The following is an 18,374-nucleotide window of genomic DNA, read 5'->3' as shown; positions in this document are numbered from 1 at the left end:
GTTGCGTCCCGACGAATCATGCTTATCGCCCTGTTTGGAACTTGAAGGCATTCCGACGATCGCATGCCAGTCATACCGACATACCAGCCAAGCTGCTTCGCAAACGTTGCCACTCACTTTCGAAGGCGTCCCAGAGGCGTCCCAATGCCGCATAAAGCGCCAGTCGAATTGGACTTGATGGGAGATTGGGATGCGTGTGGGACGCGATGCATATCGTTCTGTGATGAAATCGAGCTTGCCACTTCCGCATATGTAGGCAATTAGGTGCTTACGTCTTGGTCGTATCGAAATGATCCGATAGGTTTCTCTAACGGCTGTGGATATGACTTGGGTGCAAGATTCGCGGGTCTTGGGTGAGGTGTCTCGTCGCACCCGAGCTGTCCAGGGAGGGCTGTATAACTCTCAGCAAGATCACTTTAGGTTTGAGCGAGCGCGTCTCGTTCCCTGTTCAGTATCGGAGATTGACGTGACTAGCACGCATAACCAAGGCCCGTCTCAGTCGGCTGGAGGGCACCGACCACTCGCCGGGACCTTCCGTTCGGCCGCGGCCCGATCGCTCGAGAGCATCGCTTCCGCGTACATCGAGGGTGACAACGACGAAATTGAACAAGGGCGGGAAGTGCCCGCGCATGTGGAGCGCCCCGCTGAGGCTGAACCTTCTGGAGGTCAACAAGATCGGGAGCAAGTCGACCGTTCCTCGGACCTGGATGGGGGAGGGAAGTCGTCAAGTGTTCGGGTGCCGGCAAGGTGCCATGCGAAGCTCGAGGAGATGCGGGCGAGCACGGGGATGACGAACGGTCAGATCTTCATCGTCGCGATCGAGGCGACTCATGATCGACTTCCGGAACTGCTCTACCCTGGCGGTCGAATCGGTGGGGGATTATTCGCAGCCCGGGGCATTCGAGCCAAAACGTCACGTGACGATAGTGAGACGCAGGTGACTTACCGACTATTTCATGCCGACTTCGACGTGATCGATCACCTCGTGGCGGAACTGGGCGCAAAATCCCGCTCGCACCTGATCGCTGCGGCGCTGACCGGATATTTCTTCAAAGACGACGAACCCGCAACATGACGAGGGAAGCGACGAGGGCGCCTTCAGCGCTTCCTGTTTGCGAGTAACCAAAGGGAAAGAACAAGCACGGGGGAGAGGGCGACAGGGACCGCAAGTACCCAATGCATGACTGTCCCTGTCTCAACCTCCCTATTGATCAAAGTCAGTAGAAGGGCCGCGACGAGCCACAGGAACGCGACGTGGCGCCAGCGCAGTCGCCGCAAGAACAGGTTCAGTCCCGCAGGCAGTTTCAGTCTCGACATTCGGTATGTCATAGCTGTCTCAATTCAGTTGGATATCGACGATGCGGCGTCCGTGGCCGGCAGAAAAGTAGGCAAGCGCGTCAAAGCACGCTGCCGCCGCTTCAGCCATTTGGACGGCGCTTTCGCGCGCCTGTACAGAAACACCCCATAGATTGCAGGTCTGTTCCGTGGTGGGCATATGGGTTGGTGGGATCCCCAATGCGCCGGCTGTCAGCTGACGGATATCGGAGTTCTGGTGCCACTCTGGAGAAAGACCCAGTTCGGTGAACAGACGTCTGAGTAGTCTCGTGTGCGCATCCGGGTGAAACCCTCCAGTGACTCGGCCTGCGATGCTGCGCGCCAGTGCCGTGAGTTCAGGGACAGCTTGAGCGTCGTCTGCCAGCGCGCCTTCACCAGCCAGCGCGATCTCCCACGATCGTCCGCTATCGGTATCTATTGCTGCAATTTCCCGCACGCATTGGTCGCCAGTGCTCGTCGCCGCCGTATGGAGGTGGACGACGAACAAGTTGTGGCCGCTGTCATTGAATGGTGAAGGGGGAGGCATGGCGTGGAGGCTATCTGCTGCCATGGACTACCCACGCGGCTCGGTGAACTCCCTCCGCTCGAATGGCGAATCGGCGATCAGGCACATCGGTCCCTGCCACATCACCGCAGGTTCGCCAGCCGCACGTGCTGCTCTGAGGCGCGTCGGACCCGCGAGTAGACGTGGTTGGCAGGCAGGATCGCTTCTATGCACCGTGAAGCGCAGCAACGGGGAGACAGCAACTTCTTGGAGCGTGAACCACTTCAAAGCTGGTTGGGCGACGCGATTTTCAGTACCGATACCGACGAATTTCGGCGCAATGTCGCGGACAATGCGCGTGAACTCGATGAAAGTGTCGCCGATACGTCAGTCCTCGTACATCGCCTTGCTGAATGGAAGATCGACATCAAGTCTGGCGGTCGGCCCGTCGGGCTCTACGTCCCAAGGCTCGTCCTCGAACGGGAGATAACCGTGGTGGACCCAAAATTCGATCTCTATCGCGACAACGATGAACCTTCTGGCCAAGCCGGTTTTGCTGAGGCACACCAGCGGCTCCTCGCTGATCCCTCGCTTGCAAATGACTGGCTCGTCCTGACGGCGGCGTTTGGGAAGACATTTGCCGACTACCTGCACGAGAGGCATGGAGCTACGCGGATCCGCTTGTTCCGCGGCGTCCGCGGCGTCCGTGGCGACCCCGGCGAGATTGCAGACATGGCGCACGATCAGCGATTGAGATGGGCTCGTGAAAATCTTCGCCACGGAACTGTGGAGAACTGGAGTCCTCTTCCCGGGGTTGCCGAAGGAGCTCTCAGCAAGGGTGACGGGATCGTCATCGGAGCTGAATTCGACACCACCGCGGTCGTCTGCACTCATCAAGGGGGAGCTGAAACGAACGTCAGACCTTGGCGGGTCGATGCCGGCCGAGTCCTTGGGACCTTCCGCTACACCAGCATCGAGGTTCACTCTTGAGACTCGGCAAGCACGGTGACGTTAACGACTCACAATGTCCGAGTGAACCAATCTCTTGGCCAAACGTAGAGAAGCGAAAAGGGCCCCACCGGTAGACGGCGAGACCCTTCCCTGGCCGTGCGGTTCATTCTTGACTGCTGACCTTGTGTGCAGAGTTGAGGACAGGCGAGTCAGGCGGTCACTTTCGCAATCGCGTCGCGGAAGTGATTGGTCAGATCTTGGAGAGCGGTCGTTCCAGCGGAGTCGATGACCATTTCTCCGTAGCTCTGGTGAGCTCCGGAACCGATGAACGAAGCGAACTTCAGTCCTTCAGTCCCGATCTGTGCCAGTGCATCGGCGCCGTCAGAACCTGCCAGCGCGGTGAGATTCGAAGCGAGCCCACCAAGGTCCCCTGTCTGGGACTGCTGAGTTAGCTGCTGGCCGGTCGCCGACGATCCGGACGCTGCTCCGAGTTTGGCCGGATCAGTCTTCTGTCCACCCCCGAGCGTGCCTACCGCGATCTTCGCGAAGTCGAGGATGTGGGGGAGTGCACCCAGACCGGCTCCGATGACATCGCCGGTTTCGATCGCGTGCCAGAGCTGCTTCTGCAGTTCGCCGGCGGAGTTGGCCAAACCGATGATATCGAGGTTGCCGACGAGTCCGACGATCATCGACACGATCTGAGCGGTACCGGACGGGTCGGGGATCATCGCGATGAGTGATGCTGCGGTCTTGTAGTCCAGTCCTGCAGCGAGCTTGACGAGTGGTTCGAAGAGAACATTGATTCGGTCGAACTCGGCGTGCACCGCCTTGACCTTCGCCATGGGATCGAGCGCGGGATCGAGAACGATCTGCGGGATCCGAGTCGTGAAGATGTCGGCGACAGCTGGAATGTTGTTGGCCAATGCGAAGGCATTCGTCCCGATGTGGGTGACCTGATCGATCAGGACACTCGGCTTGATGATCGAGAGCGCGTTCGCGGCAACGGAGAGCCCATCCGCTGGGGTGGACGTCAAAGGTGAAACCTGATTGGCGAGAGCATCGACGGAAGCCTGCAACTGCGGCACCTGCGCCGCGCCTGTGGCTCCCTGGACTGCCTTCGTTATCGAATCGGCGGCCTTCAATGCGCCGGCCACATCGATACCTTTGACCGTCTCGACGATCTTGCCGGCCGCGAACTCGGGCGTCGATGCGTCCGCTGACTTGAGTGATTGTTCGACGGCGGGATTCTGAGTCACCCACTTGGTCGTATCCGCTACAGGGACCAGAGTGTTTGCAATATCGGATGCCGCTGCGCTCACGCTGGCGAGGTCGGGAGAACCAGACTGGAGCTGCTTCTGCAGAGTGTCGACGTTGCCGGCAAGGCCCGGGAGATCAACCTTCGAGTAGTCCGAAACCAGGGCGTTCTGCAGGGCCGCTGTGTTGGGCTGAGAGCCATCACTCTGCTGTGGACCGGATGCAGTAGGGGGCTGTGAAAGTACTCGGCCGAGACCGGCAAGTAAGCCGTCCTTGTTGCTGTTCGTCGAGCAGTAGAGGTCGTCAGGTGCGCAGTACGACCGCGTTACCGAGGCTGTCTTTCCGAATCCGCCTGGCCGCGCCCCCGCAATACCGACTCCGTCGACAGCTGGACCGACGAGAGTGTTGTCCTCGCTCGGACTCTGTCGGGGATCGGCAACCAAGCCGACCGCGATCAGCTTCTCCGCGGGAATCGGACCCTTGTCGTGCCCGATTAGCCACGTCAGATCGCCCGCGACATCCGCCCCTTGGCTGTAACCACCGAGAGCGAAAACAGTACTAGGGCACTCCGCTGCCCGGGTCTGCATGACTTTCGCGGCAGCCTCTATTCCGGTGGCCTTACTCGTTCCGTAAGTCTTGCCCTTGTTGAACGCGGATGCTTCGTAGGCAGGGTAAGTGACTTTGATGGAGCTTCCGAACTGCTGAACAAGCGGATCAGTCACTTGCTTGAGAAGGCCCGTCGCCACCGAAGAATCTGCTCCCGAATCTGTCTCGAACGTCCCCGTCATCATGACCACCTCCGCAGTGGGGCAGCCTGCAGAAGCCGGTGCGGCATGAGCGGTCCCCGGCGTTGAGATCGTGAGCAGAGTTGACGCCACGGCTGCTGTAAGAAGGGCCGCCGAACCTACCGAACGGGCGCGTCGGTAGTCGGTAGATGGGGAAGCGATGGTCGTCATGACAGATCTCTTTTCGTCATCGATTACAGCGAGGGGAAAGTGGAAAGACCGCTGCCCGAATGTGCGGTCACGGTGTTCGGCAGAAGGTCGACGACCGTGAAGACGGCGCGGTGAGCGAGCGACATCAGCTGTCCCAAAAGTTCGGGATGACTCACGGAAGGGATACGTAGCGCTGCGTCGAGACTTCCAGCAGTCTCGAAAAGGAGTGACGATTCCTTCATCACGAAGCCAGCGATCAGGAAGCACACCAGCAACGAAACTGCGTCGAGAGTTCGAGTCATCACAAAGCCTGTTCGATCGGCCGGGCGCTGCGCGATGCACGGGCGAAGCGTGCATGATCGGACGTCTGATTCGAAGTTCCTACGCTGTTCCGAATCTTCGACACAGCGCGATAGAGCCGCTGACGAAGTGCGGCCGAGGTCATGCCGATCTCAGCCGCGATCGATGTCAGATCGGTGTCGGTCTGGTCGAGATATGCGCGCTGAATCAAAGCTCGGTCGGTGCCGGTGATGACTCCGTTCCGTACAGCCCAAGCGAGCAAGTCCTGGGCTAGAAATGGGTTCTCGGTTTCCGCCTCAGGAGCATCGGAACGATCCATCAGATCCGACGCGGGGATCTCACCGGCAAAGGTGTTCTCGTGTGCGATCTTCTTCAAAGTCCGCAAAAAGAGAGCTGCATAAATGTTCTCTCCGGACGGGCGATACTCGGCTATCAATGACATGAAAGTGGCGATTGTGGTGGCCGCACGCTCGTCGTAAGCGTGGTAGGAATCGAAGCCGGCCACCCGCGCGTGACGGGTCAACGAGATCAACTTCCCGAGCATCAGCTGCAACAGCGCTCGCCCCGCGAGAACGCTGCCCTCCTGGTGGAGGGTCAACAGTGCCAGCAGTACGGCGTCGCGATCGAGACGATGGGCGCCGGCCAAGTCGTTGAGTTCCTGAACCTGATTCAAGGCCGGCTGATTGACCGACCATGTGAGCACCTCTGCCGCTGCTGAGGGTCGTGCGCACAGCTGCATCCATTCGGTGTTCAGACGGCTGTAAAGGTCGCCTCGAGCCGCGCCATGGGACGGCAAGGCGGACGACGAATGGCTGGGGGCGGTTGCTGCGTGGGTGGACATTTCCACGGGTCTCCTCTGTGCGCGTGCGAGGTTGGTCTCGCGCCCAGTAGAGCAGCCCTATATTGCCTCTGACCTGCATGTTTGTTGTTGCCAGGGGAGTGTTTGTTGTTGCCGGAGATGTTGTTGCCGCGAGCTTTGCCGTGAGTAGATGCGCGTGCATCGAAGGCATCGACGTGCACGTTTGAACCTCTGGCAACAAGCAACTGACCGCGCTCGGAAAAAACTTTGAAAAAAGTTTGGCGAGCTCTGTCACTCAGGTCTTCGCGCCCGGATCTTCCTACAAGTAGAAGCCCACAAAATCGGTGCGGCTTTCACACTCGCCAGTCGCCAGGAGGACCGGATGCACGACTCGATGCAAGCGCTACTGCACGATCTCGGCTACGCCCATGCCATTGCTGAGGAGATCCGTCGAGTCGCTGCGGCTCTCACACGAAACCCATTCGACGAAGATGCCAGCGCCGCGCTCTCGTTGTTGGTATTCGCAGAGGCGCCGGCCGCTCGTGCAGCGCTTGCGCGGGCAATGAGCGCCGACATCTCGGATGGCGAATCAGAACTCGACTCGTCAGAGCAGCCGTCCGAGGCAGGTATCCGATGAACATTGATTGGAAGAAGATCAACAATTTCGGGCGCACTCCGAAACGGAAGCAGGATGGTTCCGCAACCGCCGATTCCACCGAGACGATCGTCGATGAAGTAGAGGAGCGTGTCCGCGCAGAGCGAGTCCAGTGGGGCCTTCGTCAGCAGTGGACTACACGTGCAATTCGCGGTGCGATCATCGCCGCTCTCGTCGCAGGAATTGTCTCACTGCTGCTCGTCGTATTCGGCTCGTCGTCAACTCCGGCAGTCGTCAAAGCAACTGACAACGAAGCGCAAAGCATTGACACCGCAGCACAAGCCCAAGCCGAAGATGTAGCCCGTCAACTGGTCGTGACGTGGCTTCAAGGCAGCCGAGGAAGCGAGCGTGAGATCGAACGGTTCGTTGCCACGCCACCGAATCTTCCGGCATCTGCGCTCTACGTTGCGACGGACCCCGCCATCGCATCAATTGCCTTCGATCGCGACGCACGAACCTACGCCGTGACGGTATCGGTCTCGGTACGCCCCGCCAACGATGCCTCCGCAACAATCGTTCGGCGCTACTTCCAAGTTCCTGTTGTTGTGACCGAATCCGGTGCGCGCGCCGCCACACTTCCTTCCGAAGTTGCGCAGCCGTCGACAGCTGTAGACCTTCAACTCGGATATAAGTTCCGAGTCGCGAATCACCCGATCGGAACCTCGGCCAACCAGTTCCTCGCCGCACTTCTGACAGGCAACGGCGAGGTTGCTCGCTACCTGACGCCGGGGGTCTCCATCGCACCGATCGTCCCGGCGCCATACCGCAGCATCGCACTCACCGATGTGCTCTCCTCGGTCGATCTCAGTGCGTCGAACTCGGCTGCACCGCGTTCAGATGGCGACGTCGTGCGCTTGTTGATCACTGCATCTTTGAAGATCACCGACGCCGAATCTGTCAACGGTCAGTACGCGCTGACGATGACTTCCCGCGGCGGTCGCTGGGAAGTCAGCGCCATCGACTCAACGCCGCTCTTTGCCGCTACTGCTCCTCGCAGCGGAGTCAATTCGTCGACCACGAGCGCCCCGGCCCCGTCGACTCCGAAGAACGCTCCGTCGACTTCCGCACCGACATCCGTAGCGCCGACTCAGGCTCCCGCGCCAAGCCAAACACCCGGATCGTCGCTTCCAGCTGTCGGCGAAGTCCCACTGTTTTCCCCTTCAGGAAATTGACCCCTCGAACCGAAAGGTGACCCATCATGTCCCTCGCACTCGCCGCCGCTGACCCCAACACCGCGATCGTCGCCGCCGGTGTCTTCGAAAAGATCGGAGAGCTGACCAACAACGGAAAGGTCGCCCTCCAATCTGCAGCCAGCTGCCTGGTCCTGTACTTCCTTCTCCGGAACTTGATGCAGTCCTTCACGATCGCCCGGCTGGTCGTCTCCGCCCTCATCGGTGCTGCAGCGCTCTGGGTTGTCTTCAACATGGACTCCCTCAAAGACCGAACCGGAGAGGACCTGGCCATCTCTGTCGTGCAGGTCGTAGAAGCGCCGGACCCGAGTCTGGATCTGCCGGTGTAAACGGCGACCGCGCGCCCACTCGAATCGCCCTTCACCGACCCTGACAAGGAGGACTGCAGATGTCCGAGGTAACCACCGCGGCAACGGACGCGACCACACGAGCACACCGACAGAACTCCTCACGCGAGTCGGTGCCCACATGAACGACGACAACAACGTCGAAGTCATCAAAGACTTCACAACAGCTCGGAAAATCCCTCAGCTGATCGGCCGCACACCCGACGGTAAGAAGCTCCCTTTCGGCCCCTACACAGTCCCGCAAGCAGTCAGTGGCGCCGCTGTCGGAGCAATCCTGTGGCTCCTGCATCCGTTGTGGCTCGGCGACAACATCACGTGGAACGTCGGATTTTTCGTCGCATGCTGCGGCGGCACGGTGTTCGTCGTCGGCAAGCTCCGATTGGCCGGCCGAAGCCCAGCATCTGTCGCTCAAGGGGTCAAAAAGGCCGTCTTCGCGCCGCCTGAGGCCAAGCTGAAGATCAACGGCAAACGCGTGAATATCCGAGCACCTCACCTTGTTCACGCCGGCGGCTACATCACTGCCGATCCGCGCATCGAGGACCAACTCGTCGCTGCTGTGGAACCCGAATCCCCTTCTGAATCTGTACCGGTCGCACACAACGCTGTCGGCACTCGGTCGCGACCTCATGAACATGAACTGCCCGCCCTCTCACCAAACGACCCCGCCCCGCGCCCCGGCCGATCAAGCGTCAAGGAACTCCTTGCGCTGGCCAACGCCGGAAACCCCGAGTAGAAAGCGATCCGCCGCAATGGAACAGCCAACTCTGTCGATGGCAGCAAATATCCGGTGGACGAAATCCGGTGTCGTGTGGGCCGACTACGTACTGAGCGGAATGGACTACGGCTACCGACCCAACGTCGACAAGCGCACCGCCCGGACTCTGCACACGATGCTCGTGCGCGCACTGCCCGGCGAATCGATGTTGATGGGCATCGCGTCGTCGCTGAGTGCGGAAGCGGTCGTGGCGAGGATGACCGAAGGGGTTGATCTCGACGTCCACACAGACTGGGCGATCGAATGCGAAGCGACCCTCGACTCCATCGAGCTCTATCGCCCCGGCCAACGAGTGTTCTATCTGAGCATCCCCCTGACAACGACCGGACTCGCAGGACAGGCAAAAGCCGCCACGCACGCGGCATGGACGTCGCTGTCGGACTTCATCGGACTCCCTCGAACCTCCGTCCCCGAAGACGAGGTCCGGGCGCGTATTCGCCAAGCGGATCTCATCGTCGCCGATATCCCCGCAGTCTTCGAAGCTCGACCGGCAACACCAGCACAGATGGTTTGGCTCTGGCAGCACTCCATGACCCGCGGCCTCCATGTCGATCGAGACATGCCTGGCGCCGCGTCCACGCCTTCCCCGAAATCGGGAGCGGCGCTCGCCCCAGCACGACTCGACGAAGGCGCGCAATCAGATCGCGATGCGCCCACGACTTGGTGGCGTCCGAAGGTTCCCACATTCAGTCGAGTTCTCAAGGTCGACCAGCCCTACGACATCGATGATCGGCCGGCGTCGTACCAGGTGATTCTCGCGCTAGCGGATATGCCCTCCGGTGGTGTCCTCTTTCCCGGCTCGGAATTCTTTTCCCTGGCGGATGACTTCGGAGACATCGACGTCGATTTCGTTGCTCGACTCAAGGTGACAGCAGGCGCTGACGTGATGCGTGCGAACAAGCGTGCGCTGGAAAACCTCAAAGAACAGTACGAGCAGCGGGAAGGCGAGCTGGCAGGCGGACAGGGCGCTCTCGATATCGCAGCCTCTGCACTGACCGAGTACAGCTCGCTTCTCGAAACCAACCGTGACGAGGTCGAAGTCGCCTGGACAGCGCTTTTTGCCGTAGGCGCGCCCACCGAAGAGCAGGCCCTCGCTGAAGCCCAAACAGTGAAGAAGTCCTTTGAACATCAGGACTACAAGCTGGTCGCGCCGCTCGGATTTCAAGAGGACTTGTGGTGGGCGATGATTCCCGGCGTTCCCTCGTCGAAGATCGTGCGCGAATTCGGGCACATCACCACCTCGACACATTTTGCTGCCTACATGCCGTTCACTCGCAACGATCTGGGCGACAGTTCCGGACCTCTGCTCGCACTGAACATCACGGCAGCCCGGATCGGTGCGGTACACAACGACATACTCGGTAAGTCCCTCCGCGACCAGTCCTCTTCGTGGGCTGTCACCGGGGAGCTCGGATCCGGAAAGTCCGTCACCATGAAGGTGATTGCCGGTCACGTCGTCGATTGCGGCGGCCAGGTCATCGGTATCGATCAAAGTGACCTCGGTGAATACGCCAACTGGGCTCGGGCGGTCACGGATGCGGTCATCGTCGATCTGGTCGAGCCCGATTACAGCACCGACCCACTGCGGATCTTCCCGCCCAACATCGCGGCGGAGATGACGCAATCGGTGATGCTGGCGTTGCTGCGAATCCAGCCGACATCAACGCACGGCAAGGCGCTGGCCAAGGTGCTCGAACCGTCCTATCGCGCGAAGCACCCCTACGCAGGGCTTGGCGAGCTCACCGAGCACCTCCTCTCCGCCGACTGCCTGATCGACGGTGCCTACGACCTCGGCGAGGAGATGAACGTCTACGCCCGGTTGACCTATGCCGCAGCGCTCTTCGCGAAAGACCTTCCGGCATTGCCGATCACCGCGCCGGCGATCATCTTCCGCACCCACCGCGTGGAGCTCCCCACCCAGCTGCAGACAGAGAAGCAGCACCTGTACGACAATCTGCCGCTCGAGAAGCGATTCGGTCACGCCGTCTACACACTCATCGCGAAGATCGCCCGCGGTCAGTGCTTCGCCGACGCCGACCAGATGGCGCTGTTCCTCGTCGACGAAGCTCATCACCTTCTCAACGCCGACGACGGTATCGACATTGTCGAAGATTTCGTACTTCAAGGCCGAAAGTCCTCTGCAGCAGTGGGATTAGGTGATCAGGACTGCGCGTTCGGGACGCCGAAACTTCGCGGCCTCATCAAAACCCGATTTGTTCATCGCCACACCGACGAAGGCCTCGCCAAGCGCGCGATCGAGTGGCTGGGCCTGGACCCAGAGAACCAAGACCTGGTCAAAGAGCTCACGGAGCAGACAGCGCCGGTCACGGGAAAAGACGGCTACGTCGAGCCGCACCGCCGAGGCGAGGGCTACATGCGAGACGGCAGCGGAAACGTCGGCCGCATCAAAACTCTTCTCCCCGCCACCGAATCGCGCCGTGAAGCCGCGCTGACTACCCCGAAAGACAACAAGAAGCTGGTGAAGGCATGACCTCGACCGCGGCGCACCCCCTCGACCAGGACGCTGTCGAGGGCAGTCCCGAAGCCCGCGAGTACTTCAGCGTCCGCGCCGCGGTCACACACTCACTGCGTTGGCTCCTGCACTCCGCCAGCCGGATCGCCCAAGCGTGGATTCCCGAATCCTGGTTGGTCGTCATCATGTACGTGAGCAAACCGATCTCTCGCTGGCTGTGGTCACGCTGGTGGAGCCGCCTGCTCATTCGGGTGGCCGCGGGATGGCACGCTCTTGGTGCACTTTTGCTGATTTTCGCTACGCCCGCGGCTGCGGACCCCAGCGGAGGAGGAGGTGCATCACCGTTCTTCGCATGGATGGCGCTCAAGGACACGCACGGAATCGACGCCTGGAGCTACTTCCTCTCGATCGACAAGGGCAACGCCTCAATGGGCGGCGGTTGGAGAATGATCTGGGCGTACATCATCACCCTCGAATACGAGGTCTTCCGATTCATGATGGCGACGGCGATCTGGTTCATCACTTACGCGTTGTCCTTCGACTGGATCGAAATGATTCTCACGCCGGTCCGCACCATCGCAGACTCCGTCACCTCGATCACCGACCAATTCGCGCTCACCCCACTGATGTTGACCATCGCCGGATTCAGCGTGGCCGTGTGGTTCGTACGCGGGCGCTTCTCCACGGGCATCTACGAACTGCTCATGTCGTGTGTCATCGCGGCCGCGGCCGTCGGATTTCTCGCCAACCCCCTCGACCGGGTCGTCGGTAACGACGGCCTGGTCTTCGCTGCACGCGATGCCGGACTCGAAGTCGCGTCGGGACTGGCGAACGGTGGAAATACCAGCGGCAACGCCGATCAGCAGATCGACACCATCAAATCGACCCTCGTAGATACCTTCCTGCGCCAGCCCACTCAGCTGATCAACTTCGGGGTCGTGCTTGATGCGCCGGACAACAACGGCAAGTGCGTCAAGGAATTCGACGAGGCTTACGCCGCGACCCCGGACGGGCCCGGGGTCATGGACAAGGTGCAAGAGAAGGTTGGTGACATTCTTCCCGGCGCGGGGGCGGCCCTGGATCTGCTCAATCCGGATGACAAGCCTGAAGATCGCATCAAAGACGCGATCGCGGCGTGTGATGGCGATGACGGTCCGATGAAGCAATACGCCGACAATCCTGGCCCTGGTCAAGCGATGGGTCTGCTCTTCTTGATCTTCGCCGGCACTCTGCTGATGCTCTTCGCGATCTACCTGGCGGGCAGGTTGGTTCTCGCTGCAGGGGTTTCGATCGGCAACGCCATCAAATCCATCCCTGGCATCGTTGTTGCCATCGCACCGTCGATGCGTGGACAGTTTTGGCGCACGATCGCCAACGTCGCGATGTCGCTGCTGCAGATGATGTTTTCCATAGTTTTCCTGGTCGGATACGTGCTCGTCGTCCAAGACCTTTTCGCTTCAGACGAATCGAATCTCATCCGCACCGTCTTCTTCGTCGACATCTTCCTGATCGTCGCACTCCTCCTCTTCCGTCGCGCGATCAAGGGTCTGCAACGGATGTCGGACAGTCTGGCGTCGATTTTGGCGAAGCGACCCGATGCCGCACCGACATCCATCACCAGATCTACCCCTACGTCGGGTCGAGATATCGCGTTGATGGCTGCGCAGGGCCGGCAGATCTACCGTGGCGGCAAGGCCGCGGTCCAGGGCGCAGGCAAGATCGCGAAGAAAGCGACTACATCAACCAAGGCCGTTGGCTCAGTAGCTGGCACAGCGACGTCGACTGCGGTAACGGGAGGCGTCGCCGCCGCAGTCTGGGCGGGCACGAAAGCAGTCTCCGGAGCGAAGAAGGCCAAGAAGTCGATCGACAATCTCTCCGACCCGGCCACGATGGCCCGTTCACAGTCCTCGGGTTCACGGTCCTCTACGAGCTCACCGAGCCGTGGAACCGGTGCGGATAGCGCGGCGGCCGCGGTGCGCAGTCGACTTTCGAAATCGGCTGTCGCAGACAAACCGGGCATCAAGAAGTCGATTGGCACGGCGCCGTCGGGTCTTGCTCCGGAGCGTGGACGAGTTCGCAGTTCAGCTTCGAAAACTGTTGCACCAGACGGTCGGTCCTTCCGCGAATTCACCACCGATTCCGGTGCGCCGCTGCTGTTGCCCACCACTCCCACCCGCGCCCCGAAGGCGCCGAAGCCGACCGCCGCGCCGGTACGTCCGCCCGCCGCTCCAGTTGTTCCCGCCGTCAACATTCCCACCGGATCCGGCTCCAGAACTGCCGGACTGATGGCGGCGGCAGCTCAAGCAGGAGCGGGTAACGCGAGGACCCCGCAGCCGAGCTCGCTGACCCGGCGGCCTCGCTGATGACGCTCCTCGCCGCACCACCGTCCCCCGATTCGGAAAGTTCGTCGAAGAAGTGGTGGTGGATCCTCATCTCCGTGCCGATCGTGTGCATGGTCGTGCTGATGGCGCCGATTCTCGTCATCTTGTCCCTCACCGGTGAGGACACCACCTGCGGTCAGCCGACCGGTACCGACATTCGTGCAGACGGATCGTTGGTAGGTCTGAAACCCGGATCTCTGGCAGTTCCGATGGCCGAAGGTACGTACACGATCAGCTCGCCGTTCGGCATGCGAGAAGGCGAAATGCATGACGGACAAGATTACGCGGCCCCGCTGGATACCCCCTTCTACGCTGCAGGAGACGGTGAAGTCGTCGTCGCTGGACCGGCCTCGGGCTACGGACACTGGATCCGCATCCGGCACACCATCGACGGGCAGACCGTCGAATCTCTCTACGGGCACATGACCGCAGCAGGAGTGCTCGTCAAAGCCGGCGACAAGGTCACCGCAGGCCAACTCATCGGCAAAGTCGGCAGCGAAGGACAATCCAGCGGTCCGCACCTGCACTTTGGTATCTACCCAGGACAATGGTCGATGGGCGGTGGAGTCGACCCGGTTCCCTGGCTCAAGCAACGAGGAACCGCCTCCCCTGCAGCAGCCTCCGCCCCAACTCAGCCCGATGCAGAGTTGGTGGCGAAATCCACCCCCGCCGGCACGGGCGGTCTCAACGCAAGCCAAACGGCGCTGGCGAAACAAGCTGTCGCCATAGGCGAGTCCATGGGCGTTCCTGATCAAGGAATCGTAGTTGCCTTGGCCACCATGAGCCAGGAATCGACCTACCGAATGCTCGCCAGCTCCAACGTGCCCGAGTCGCTGCAATATCCCCACGACGGCGTCGGAAGCGACCACCTCTCGGTCAATCAATACCAACAACAAGTCGGCATCTGGGGCACCGCGGAAGACCTGATGAACCCCGTAACGGCGAACGTCAAATTCTTTGACGCGTTGCTCAAAGTTTCGGGCTGGCAATCCATGCCAGTCACCGTCGCCGCCCAAACCGTGCAGGGATCGGCTCACCCGGAGGCATACGCCGACGACGAAACGCTCGCTCGGCAACTAGCTTCGCAGTTCAAAGGTTCAGGTAAAGACCTGACGCCGCAGGAGCTGGCAGACATCGTCAAGGGTGGCGCCGCAACAACGATCATCGACGGCGGCGCCTGCGCGCCTGGGACCTCGAACCCCGGTGGACCTCAGTTCAAGCCGGGTGGGCCGTTCGGAGCGAACGTGATCGCTGCGGCCTCCCAATGGATCGGAACAACGTACGCGTGGGGAGGCGGAGATCAGAACGGTCCAACGAAAGGCATCAGTGATGGTGGCGGGGCAGGAGATGCGAACGGCGATTCGAACAAGGTCGGCTTCGACTGCTCAGGCTTGACGTTGTACGCGGTTTACCAAGCCTCCGGTGGCCAAATTTTGCTCCCTCACTTCACCGGAAGTCATTCCAACCCCGGCCAGCTGTACGACTCCCGCGGCCAAGACATTCCGTTCGACCAGAAGCGCCCAGGTGACCTGATCTACTTCGGCGCAGGCGGCGACACCCATCACGTCGGCATTTTCTACGGCACCGAAAACGGTCAGGACATGTTGCTCAACGCCCCGGAATCGGGGAAAAGCGTCTCGATCATGCCGCTCTCCGGCTGGGCCGGCGAAGAGATGTACGTCAAACGATTCGGATAGGAACCTTCATAATGATTACTCGCAATCGCTCGCTCGCTCTTGCTGCTCTCACATCTGCCGCGTTGGTACTGACAGCGTGCGGAGGAAGCGACGAACCCGAAGATCATCCGGTGGAAACGAGTGCCGAGGCCGACAGCTCGTGGACGGTACCCACACTCCCATCGACAGACGTCCTCGCTGAAGGTAGCCAATCCGGCTCGGCGCCGACGACAGTTCCGTCGCCTCCGACCGCCCCTCCAGCCCTGACCACCACTCCGCCTCCAGCGCTCCCCGACACACTGGCCGGAGCCAACGAGAACGATGCAGAATCGGTCATGCTCGCCGTCGCTCGCACCATGCTCTCTTACGCCCCAGGCAAGGACGTAAACCAATCCGCGGCAGCTCAACGGGCGGCGCCACTTCTCGACGAGAGGTACTACGCCGCGAATGCCGACTCATTCATTGCGCTTGCACCGATCACCGGTAAGCAATGGCAGAACTGGGCAGACGACCACGCGATCGTCATTGCCACAGCGAGCATTGCCGGCGACGAACACCCTGCTGATCAACCAGCCAAAGTTTCCCGTGTGCTCGCAGTGACACAAACTGCCACCGGACCTGATGGAAAAGAACTGAGCAAAAACACCTTCGCCGTCTACATGAGTGCCGTCAAAATCGGCGTCTGGCGTGTAAGCGCAGTAGCCGTCCGATGAACTAGTGCCCCGTCGAGGGGGCGACATGCGTGTATCCGTAGGCCGGCCCCAGCCACGACGCCCGCAACGCCTTCGATCATCTCGGTGACAGGTACGGTCGTTGGGGCGACCACCGCGGACATGCAGCCTGCGAGGGCGACGAGGGGCAGCCGGAATCGCGCGGATGCCTTCGTGAGTCAGTCGTCGACGTTCTCCTCCAACAGCGTGCGGAAACTGGCAGCCAGTCGAACAACTGTGTTCGCGTTGTCATGGTCGACCAAGCGCACGCTTCCGTCCGCAGCGATCCAGATCGGATTCCCCGACCCGTCGTCAGCGAACACCACCCCGTCGATGAGGGCGCCGTATGCGTCACGCGCCCCCATGGTCAGCTCGATGCATGTCTCACGACCGATAAGCTCGGCGTTGTCCCATGCGTGCACTGACACGCCCACGAAGCATCCGCCCCAACGTCCCACGAACTCGGTGAAGTCTTTGTCGGGGACGATGTCGAGTGCATGCAATCGCACGTGAAGCTCGTCTGCCGGAATCGGACGGCCGGGACCGTAGAAGTCCACGGTCCGCTCGATGCGAGCGACCAACTCGTTTCCGAGAGCCATATCGGAAACTTACTACCGGCGCAGGACACTAGGCCCCGACATCTCAAACTGACGGCGCAGCTGTTGCATCGCTTCAAATCCGCGCGGGTAATGCTGGCTCCCCTCCCGCACTAACGCTCTGGCTGCGATCCGGAGAGGAAATCACTGCTCGATCCGTTCGCCCCGGTGTTGTTGCCACAGCTCGACCACGCGATCTCCGCGAGGTCGGGCTCATGACGACTTTCGGATTGCAGGATCTCGCCAGCAATGTACGTTGACCAGCTCGAATGATCGTTGGCAATAACGGCCAGTGCTCGGATCCGAACATCAGCGTCGAACCCCGCCACCTGGAGACCACCGCAGATCGCCGCGCTGGATCCAACGAGTCGGCATCGGCATGTTTTTGCGTCGGGCATCTGTCTGATTCGGGCAATGCCGGCCGTTACGATCGCACCGAGCGCCGAAGCTCCAGGCCGAGATTCCGGCGCCGCTGTGAGGGAGGGGTCAGGATGTTCGGTTGGAAGAAGAAGCGCAACGATTCGAAGATGACGCTCGACGATGTGATGTCGAAGCTCAGGCCTGACCTGAGTCGGGAATCGCTCGGCGTCGGGCCCGACTTTCCGGGCGTCGCCCCGAACCCGCTCATGAGCAGTGATGCACGCAAGCGCAATGCGGAACTGCGGACGGGGGCGCTTGCGCTCGGCGTTCTCGTCGACTGGCGGGAGGTCAACAGCAATCCACGCGTGGTCCTGATGTTCGACGTGGAGACAGCCGACGGCATCTCGTTCCGCGGTATCGCAGACGAAGACCTCACGATCACCGAGCTGACACGACTCGCCCCAGGACAGACGTTGCCCTTGCGCTACCGGCCGGCCGTCATGGACCACTACGTCGCCCTTGCCAGGGACGCGGACGCCGCCCATGTGCAGCGGCTCTCCGACGAGATCGCGAGCCGCAAGCGGACCTGACCTGAAGCCATTGCCCGGGAACCCTAGGCGCGACCCGTCGACCCTGGGTCAGGGTCGAAAGGCATCTGCAGGACCGGCGGGGACGTTCCCCACTTGTGTGCCGAAACTTGCGATGCGGGAATCTGCTCGAACTTGTGTGGGTGAGACTCGCGCGAAACGGCTCGCGACCGGACACATCGCAGGCTGTTGAACAACAGGTGCGTGGCCGTTGATTGGCTAAGGGGACGGGCTTGGGACGCCCACGGGAGAAGGTTCTTTTCAGATTGTCTGTTGGCTGAGGCGTGGGATAGATGGACGGCTCGGATCTTCGTTCCGGAGCCCCGCAACCTGCTGAGCAGCGCGAATCGGTGTAGTTGCCGGGGAGAGAATTTATCCCCTACGCGGGGGTCGCTCCGATCCATGCTCACTTCGTTGCGCTGTTCGGAGCGTAACCCACGTGTCAAGGGGTGACGGTGTCATTTCGCGATTTGTCCTGGCTCATTGCATCTGATGCGAACTCAGTGAATCTGATCTTTTAGTACGCCAATGTGATGCGGACTCAGTGCATCTGATGCCAATGTGTC

At 60.9% G+C, this 18,374-nt stretch carries 16 protein-coding genes; 11 read left to right on the top strand and 5 right to left on the bottom strand.

Translation table 11 applies throughout. From position 1 onward, the window contains the following. Positions 1-769 precede the first annotated feature (769 nt). Positions 770-1,075, top strand: coding sequence for a hypothetical protein (locus ABH939_RS31325; RefSeq protein WP_228233025.1), 306 nt, complete (start codon positions 770-772; stop codon positions 1,073-1,075). A gap of 261 nt (positions 1,076-1,336) precedes the next feature. On the opposite strand, the gene ABH939_RS31320 is transcribed toward ABH939_RS31325, so the two are convergent. Further along, positions 1,337-1,861 (bottom strand): hypothetical protein, encoded by a 525-nt coding sequence (locus ABH939_RS31320; RefSeq protein ID WP_241199226.1) that lies wholly within the window; start codon positions 1,859-1,861, stop codon positions 1,337-1,339. A 165-nt stretch (positions 1,862-2,026) separates the two neighbouring features. Between ABH939_RS31320 and ABH939_RS31315 the strand changes: the two genes are divergently transcribed. Then, the gene (locus tag ABH939_RS31315) at positions 2,027-2,809 is read left to right on the top strand and encodes a hypothetical protein (protein ID WP_317829783.1); all 783 of its coding nucleotides are present in this window, start codon (positions 2,027-2,029) and stop codon (positions 2,807-2,809) included. A 170-nt stretch (positions 2,810-2,979) separates the two neighbouring features. Here the strand turns inward: ABH939_RS31315 and ABH939_RS31310 are convergent, their stop codons facing one another. The 3 genes from ABH939_RS31310 to ABH939_RS31300 are packed head-to-tail and all read right to left on the bottom strand — an operon-like array spanning position 2,980 to position 6,100. Then, on the bottom strand, positions 2,980-4,980 hold the full coding sequence (locus ABH939_RS31310) for a cutinase family protein (RefSeq protein WP_011331718.1): 2,001 nt from the start codon (positions 4,978-4,980) through the stop codon (positions 2,980-2,982). A gap of 23 nt (positions 4,981-5,003) precedes the next feature. Then, positions 5,004-5,261, bottom strand: coding sequence for a hypothetical protein (locus ABH939_RS31305; protein ID WP_003944214.1), 258 nt, complete (start codon positions 5,259-5,261; stop codon positions 5,004-5,006). Next, entirely contained in the window at positions 5,261-6,100 is an 840-nt protein-coding gene (locus tag ABH939_RS31300; RefSeq protein WP_011331716.1) for a hypothetical protein, read from the bottom strand. Before ABH939_RS31300 ends, ABH939_RS31305 begins: the two co-directional genes overlap by 1 nt. A gap of 340 nt (positions 6,101-6,440) precedes the next feature. Here ABH939_RS31300 and ABH939_RS31295 point away from each other — a divergent pair, with 340 nt between their 5' ends. From ABH939_RS31295 to ABH939_RS31260, 8 genes are all read left to right on the top strand, one after another. Then, positions 6,441-6,695 carry a hypothetical protein gene (locus ABH939_RS31295; RefSeq protein ID WP_011331715.1) on the top strand — a complete coding sequence of 85 codons (255 nt, stop codon included), beginning with the start codon at positions 6,441-6,443 and terminating at the stop codon, positions 6,693-6,695. Beyond that, complete coding sequence (locus tag ABH939_RS31290; protein WP_011331714.1) at positions 6,692-7,885, top strand: conjugal transfer protein; 1,194 nt, start codon at positions 6,692-6,694, stop codon at positions 7,883-7,885. Before ABH939_RS31295 ends, ABH939_RS31290 begins: the two co-directional genes overlap by 4 nt. Before the next feature lie 26 nt (positions 7,886-7,911). Next, the gene (locus ABH939_RS31285) at positions 7,912-8,232 is read left to right on the top strand and encodes a hypothetical protein (RefSeq protein ID WP_011331713.1); all 321 of its coding nucleotides are present in this window, start codon (positions 7,912-7,914) and stop codon (positions 8,230-8,232) included. 139 nt (positions 8,233-8,371) lie between these two features. Next, complete coding sequence (locus ABH939_RS31280; RefSeq protein WP_011331712.1) at positions 8,372-8,983, top strand: hypothetical protein; 612 nt, start codon at positions 8,372-8,374, stop codon at positions 8,981-8,983. A 37-nt stretch (positions 8,984-9,020) separates the two neighbouring features. Next, on the top strand, positions 9,021-11,516 hold the full coding sequence (locus ABH939_RS31275; RefSeq protein WP_225320451.1) for an ATP-binding protein: 2,496 nt from the start codon (positions 9,021-9,023) through the stop codon (positions 11,514-11,516). After that, on the top strand, positions 11,513-13,861 hold the full coding sequence (locus ABH939_RS31270) for a hypothetical protein (protein ID WP_011331710.1): 2,349 nt from the start codon (positions 11,513-11,515) through the stop codon (positions 13,859-13,861). Before ABH939_RS31275 ends, ABH939_RS31270 begins: the two co-directional genes overlap by 4 nt. Continuing rightward, positions 13,861-15,576 carry a peptidoglycan DD-metalloendopeptidase family protein gene (locus ABH939_RS31265; RefSeq protein WP_011331709.1) on the top strand — a complete coding sequence of 572 codons (1,716 nt, stop codon included), beginning with the start codon at positions 13,861-13,863 and terminating at the stop codon, positions 15,574-15,576. Before ABH939_RS31270 ends, ABH939_RS31265 begins: the two co-directional genes overlap by 1 nt. A gap of 11 nt (positions 15,577-15,587) precedes the next feature. Beyond that, positions 15,588-16,268 carry a hypothetical protein gene (locus tag ABH939_RS31260; RefSeq protein WP_011331708.1) on the top strand — a complete coding sequence of 227 codons (681 nt, stop codon included), beginning with the start codon at positions 15,588-15,590 and terminating at the stop codon, positions 16,266-16,268. Between the two features lie 176 nt (positions 16,269-16,444). On the opposite strand, the gene ABH939_RS31255 is transcribed toward ABH939_RS31260, so the two are convergent. Then, on the bottom strand, positions 16,445-16,864 hold the full coding sequence (locus tag ABH939_RS31255; protein WP_011331707.1) for an SMI1/KNR4 family protein: 420 nt from the start codon (positions 16,862-16,864) through the stop codon (positions 16,445-16,447). Positions 16,865-17,352: 488 nt separating this feature from the next. Here ABH939_RS31255 and ABH939_RS31250 point away from each other — a divergent pair, with 488 nt between their 5' ends. Then, positions 17,353-17,811, top strand: a complete 459-nt coding sequence (locus ABH939_RS31250) for a hypothetical protein (protein ID WP_041814171.1) — start codon at positions 17,353-17,355, stop codon at positions 17,809-17,811. The last annotated feature ends 563 nt before the right edge of the window (positions 17,812-18,374 follow it).

Source organism: Rhodococcus sp. 27YEA6, from assembly GCF_044908235.1.
Classification (GTDB): domain Bacteria; phylum Actinomycetota; class Actinomycetes; order Mycobacteriales; family Mycobacteriaceae; genus Rhodococcus_F; species Rhodococcus_F qingshengii.
Note: the sequence above shows the minus strand (reverse complement) of the source record. Positions and strands in the feature narration are given on the sequence as shown.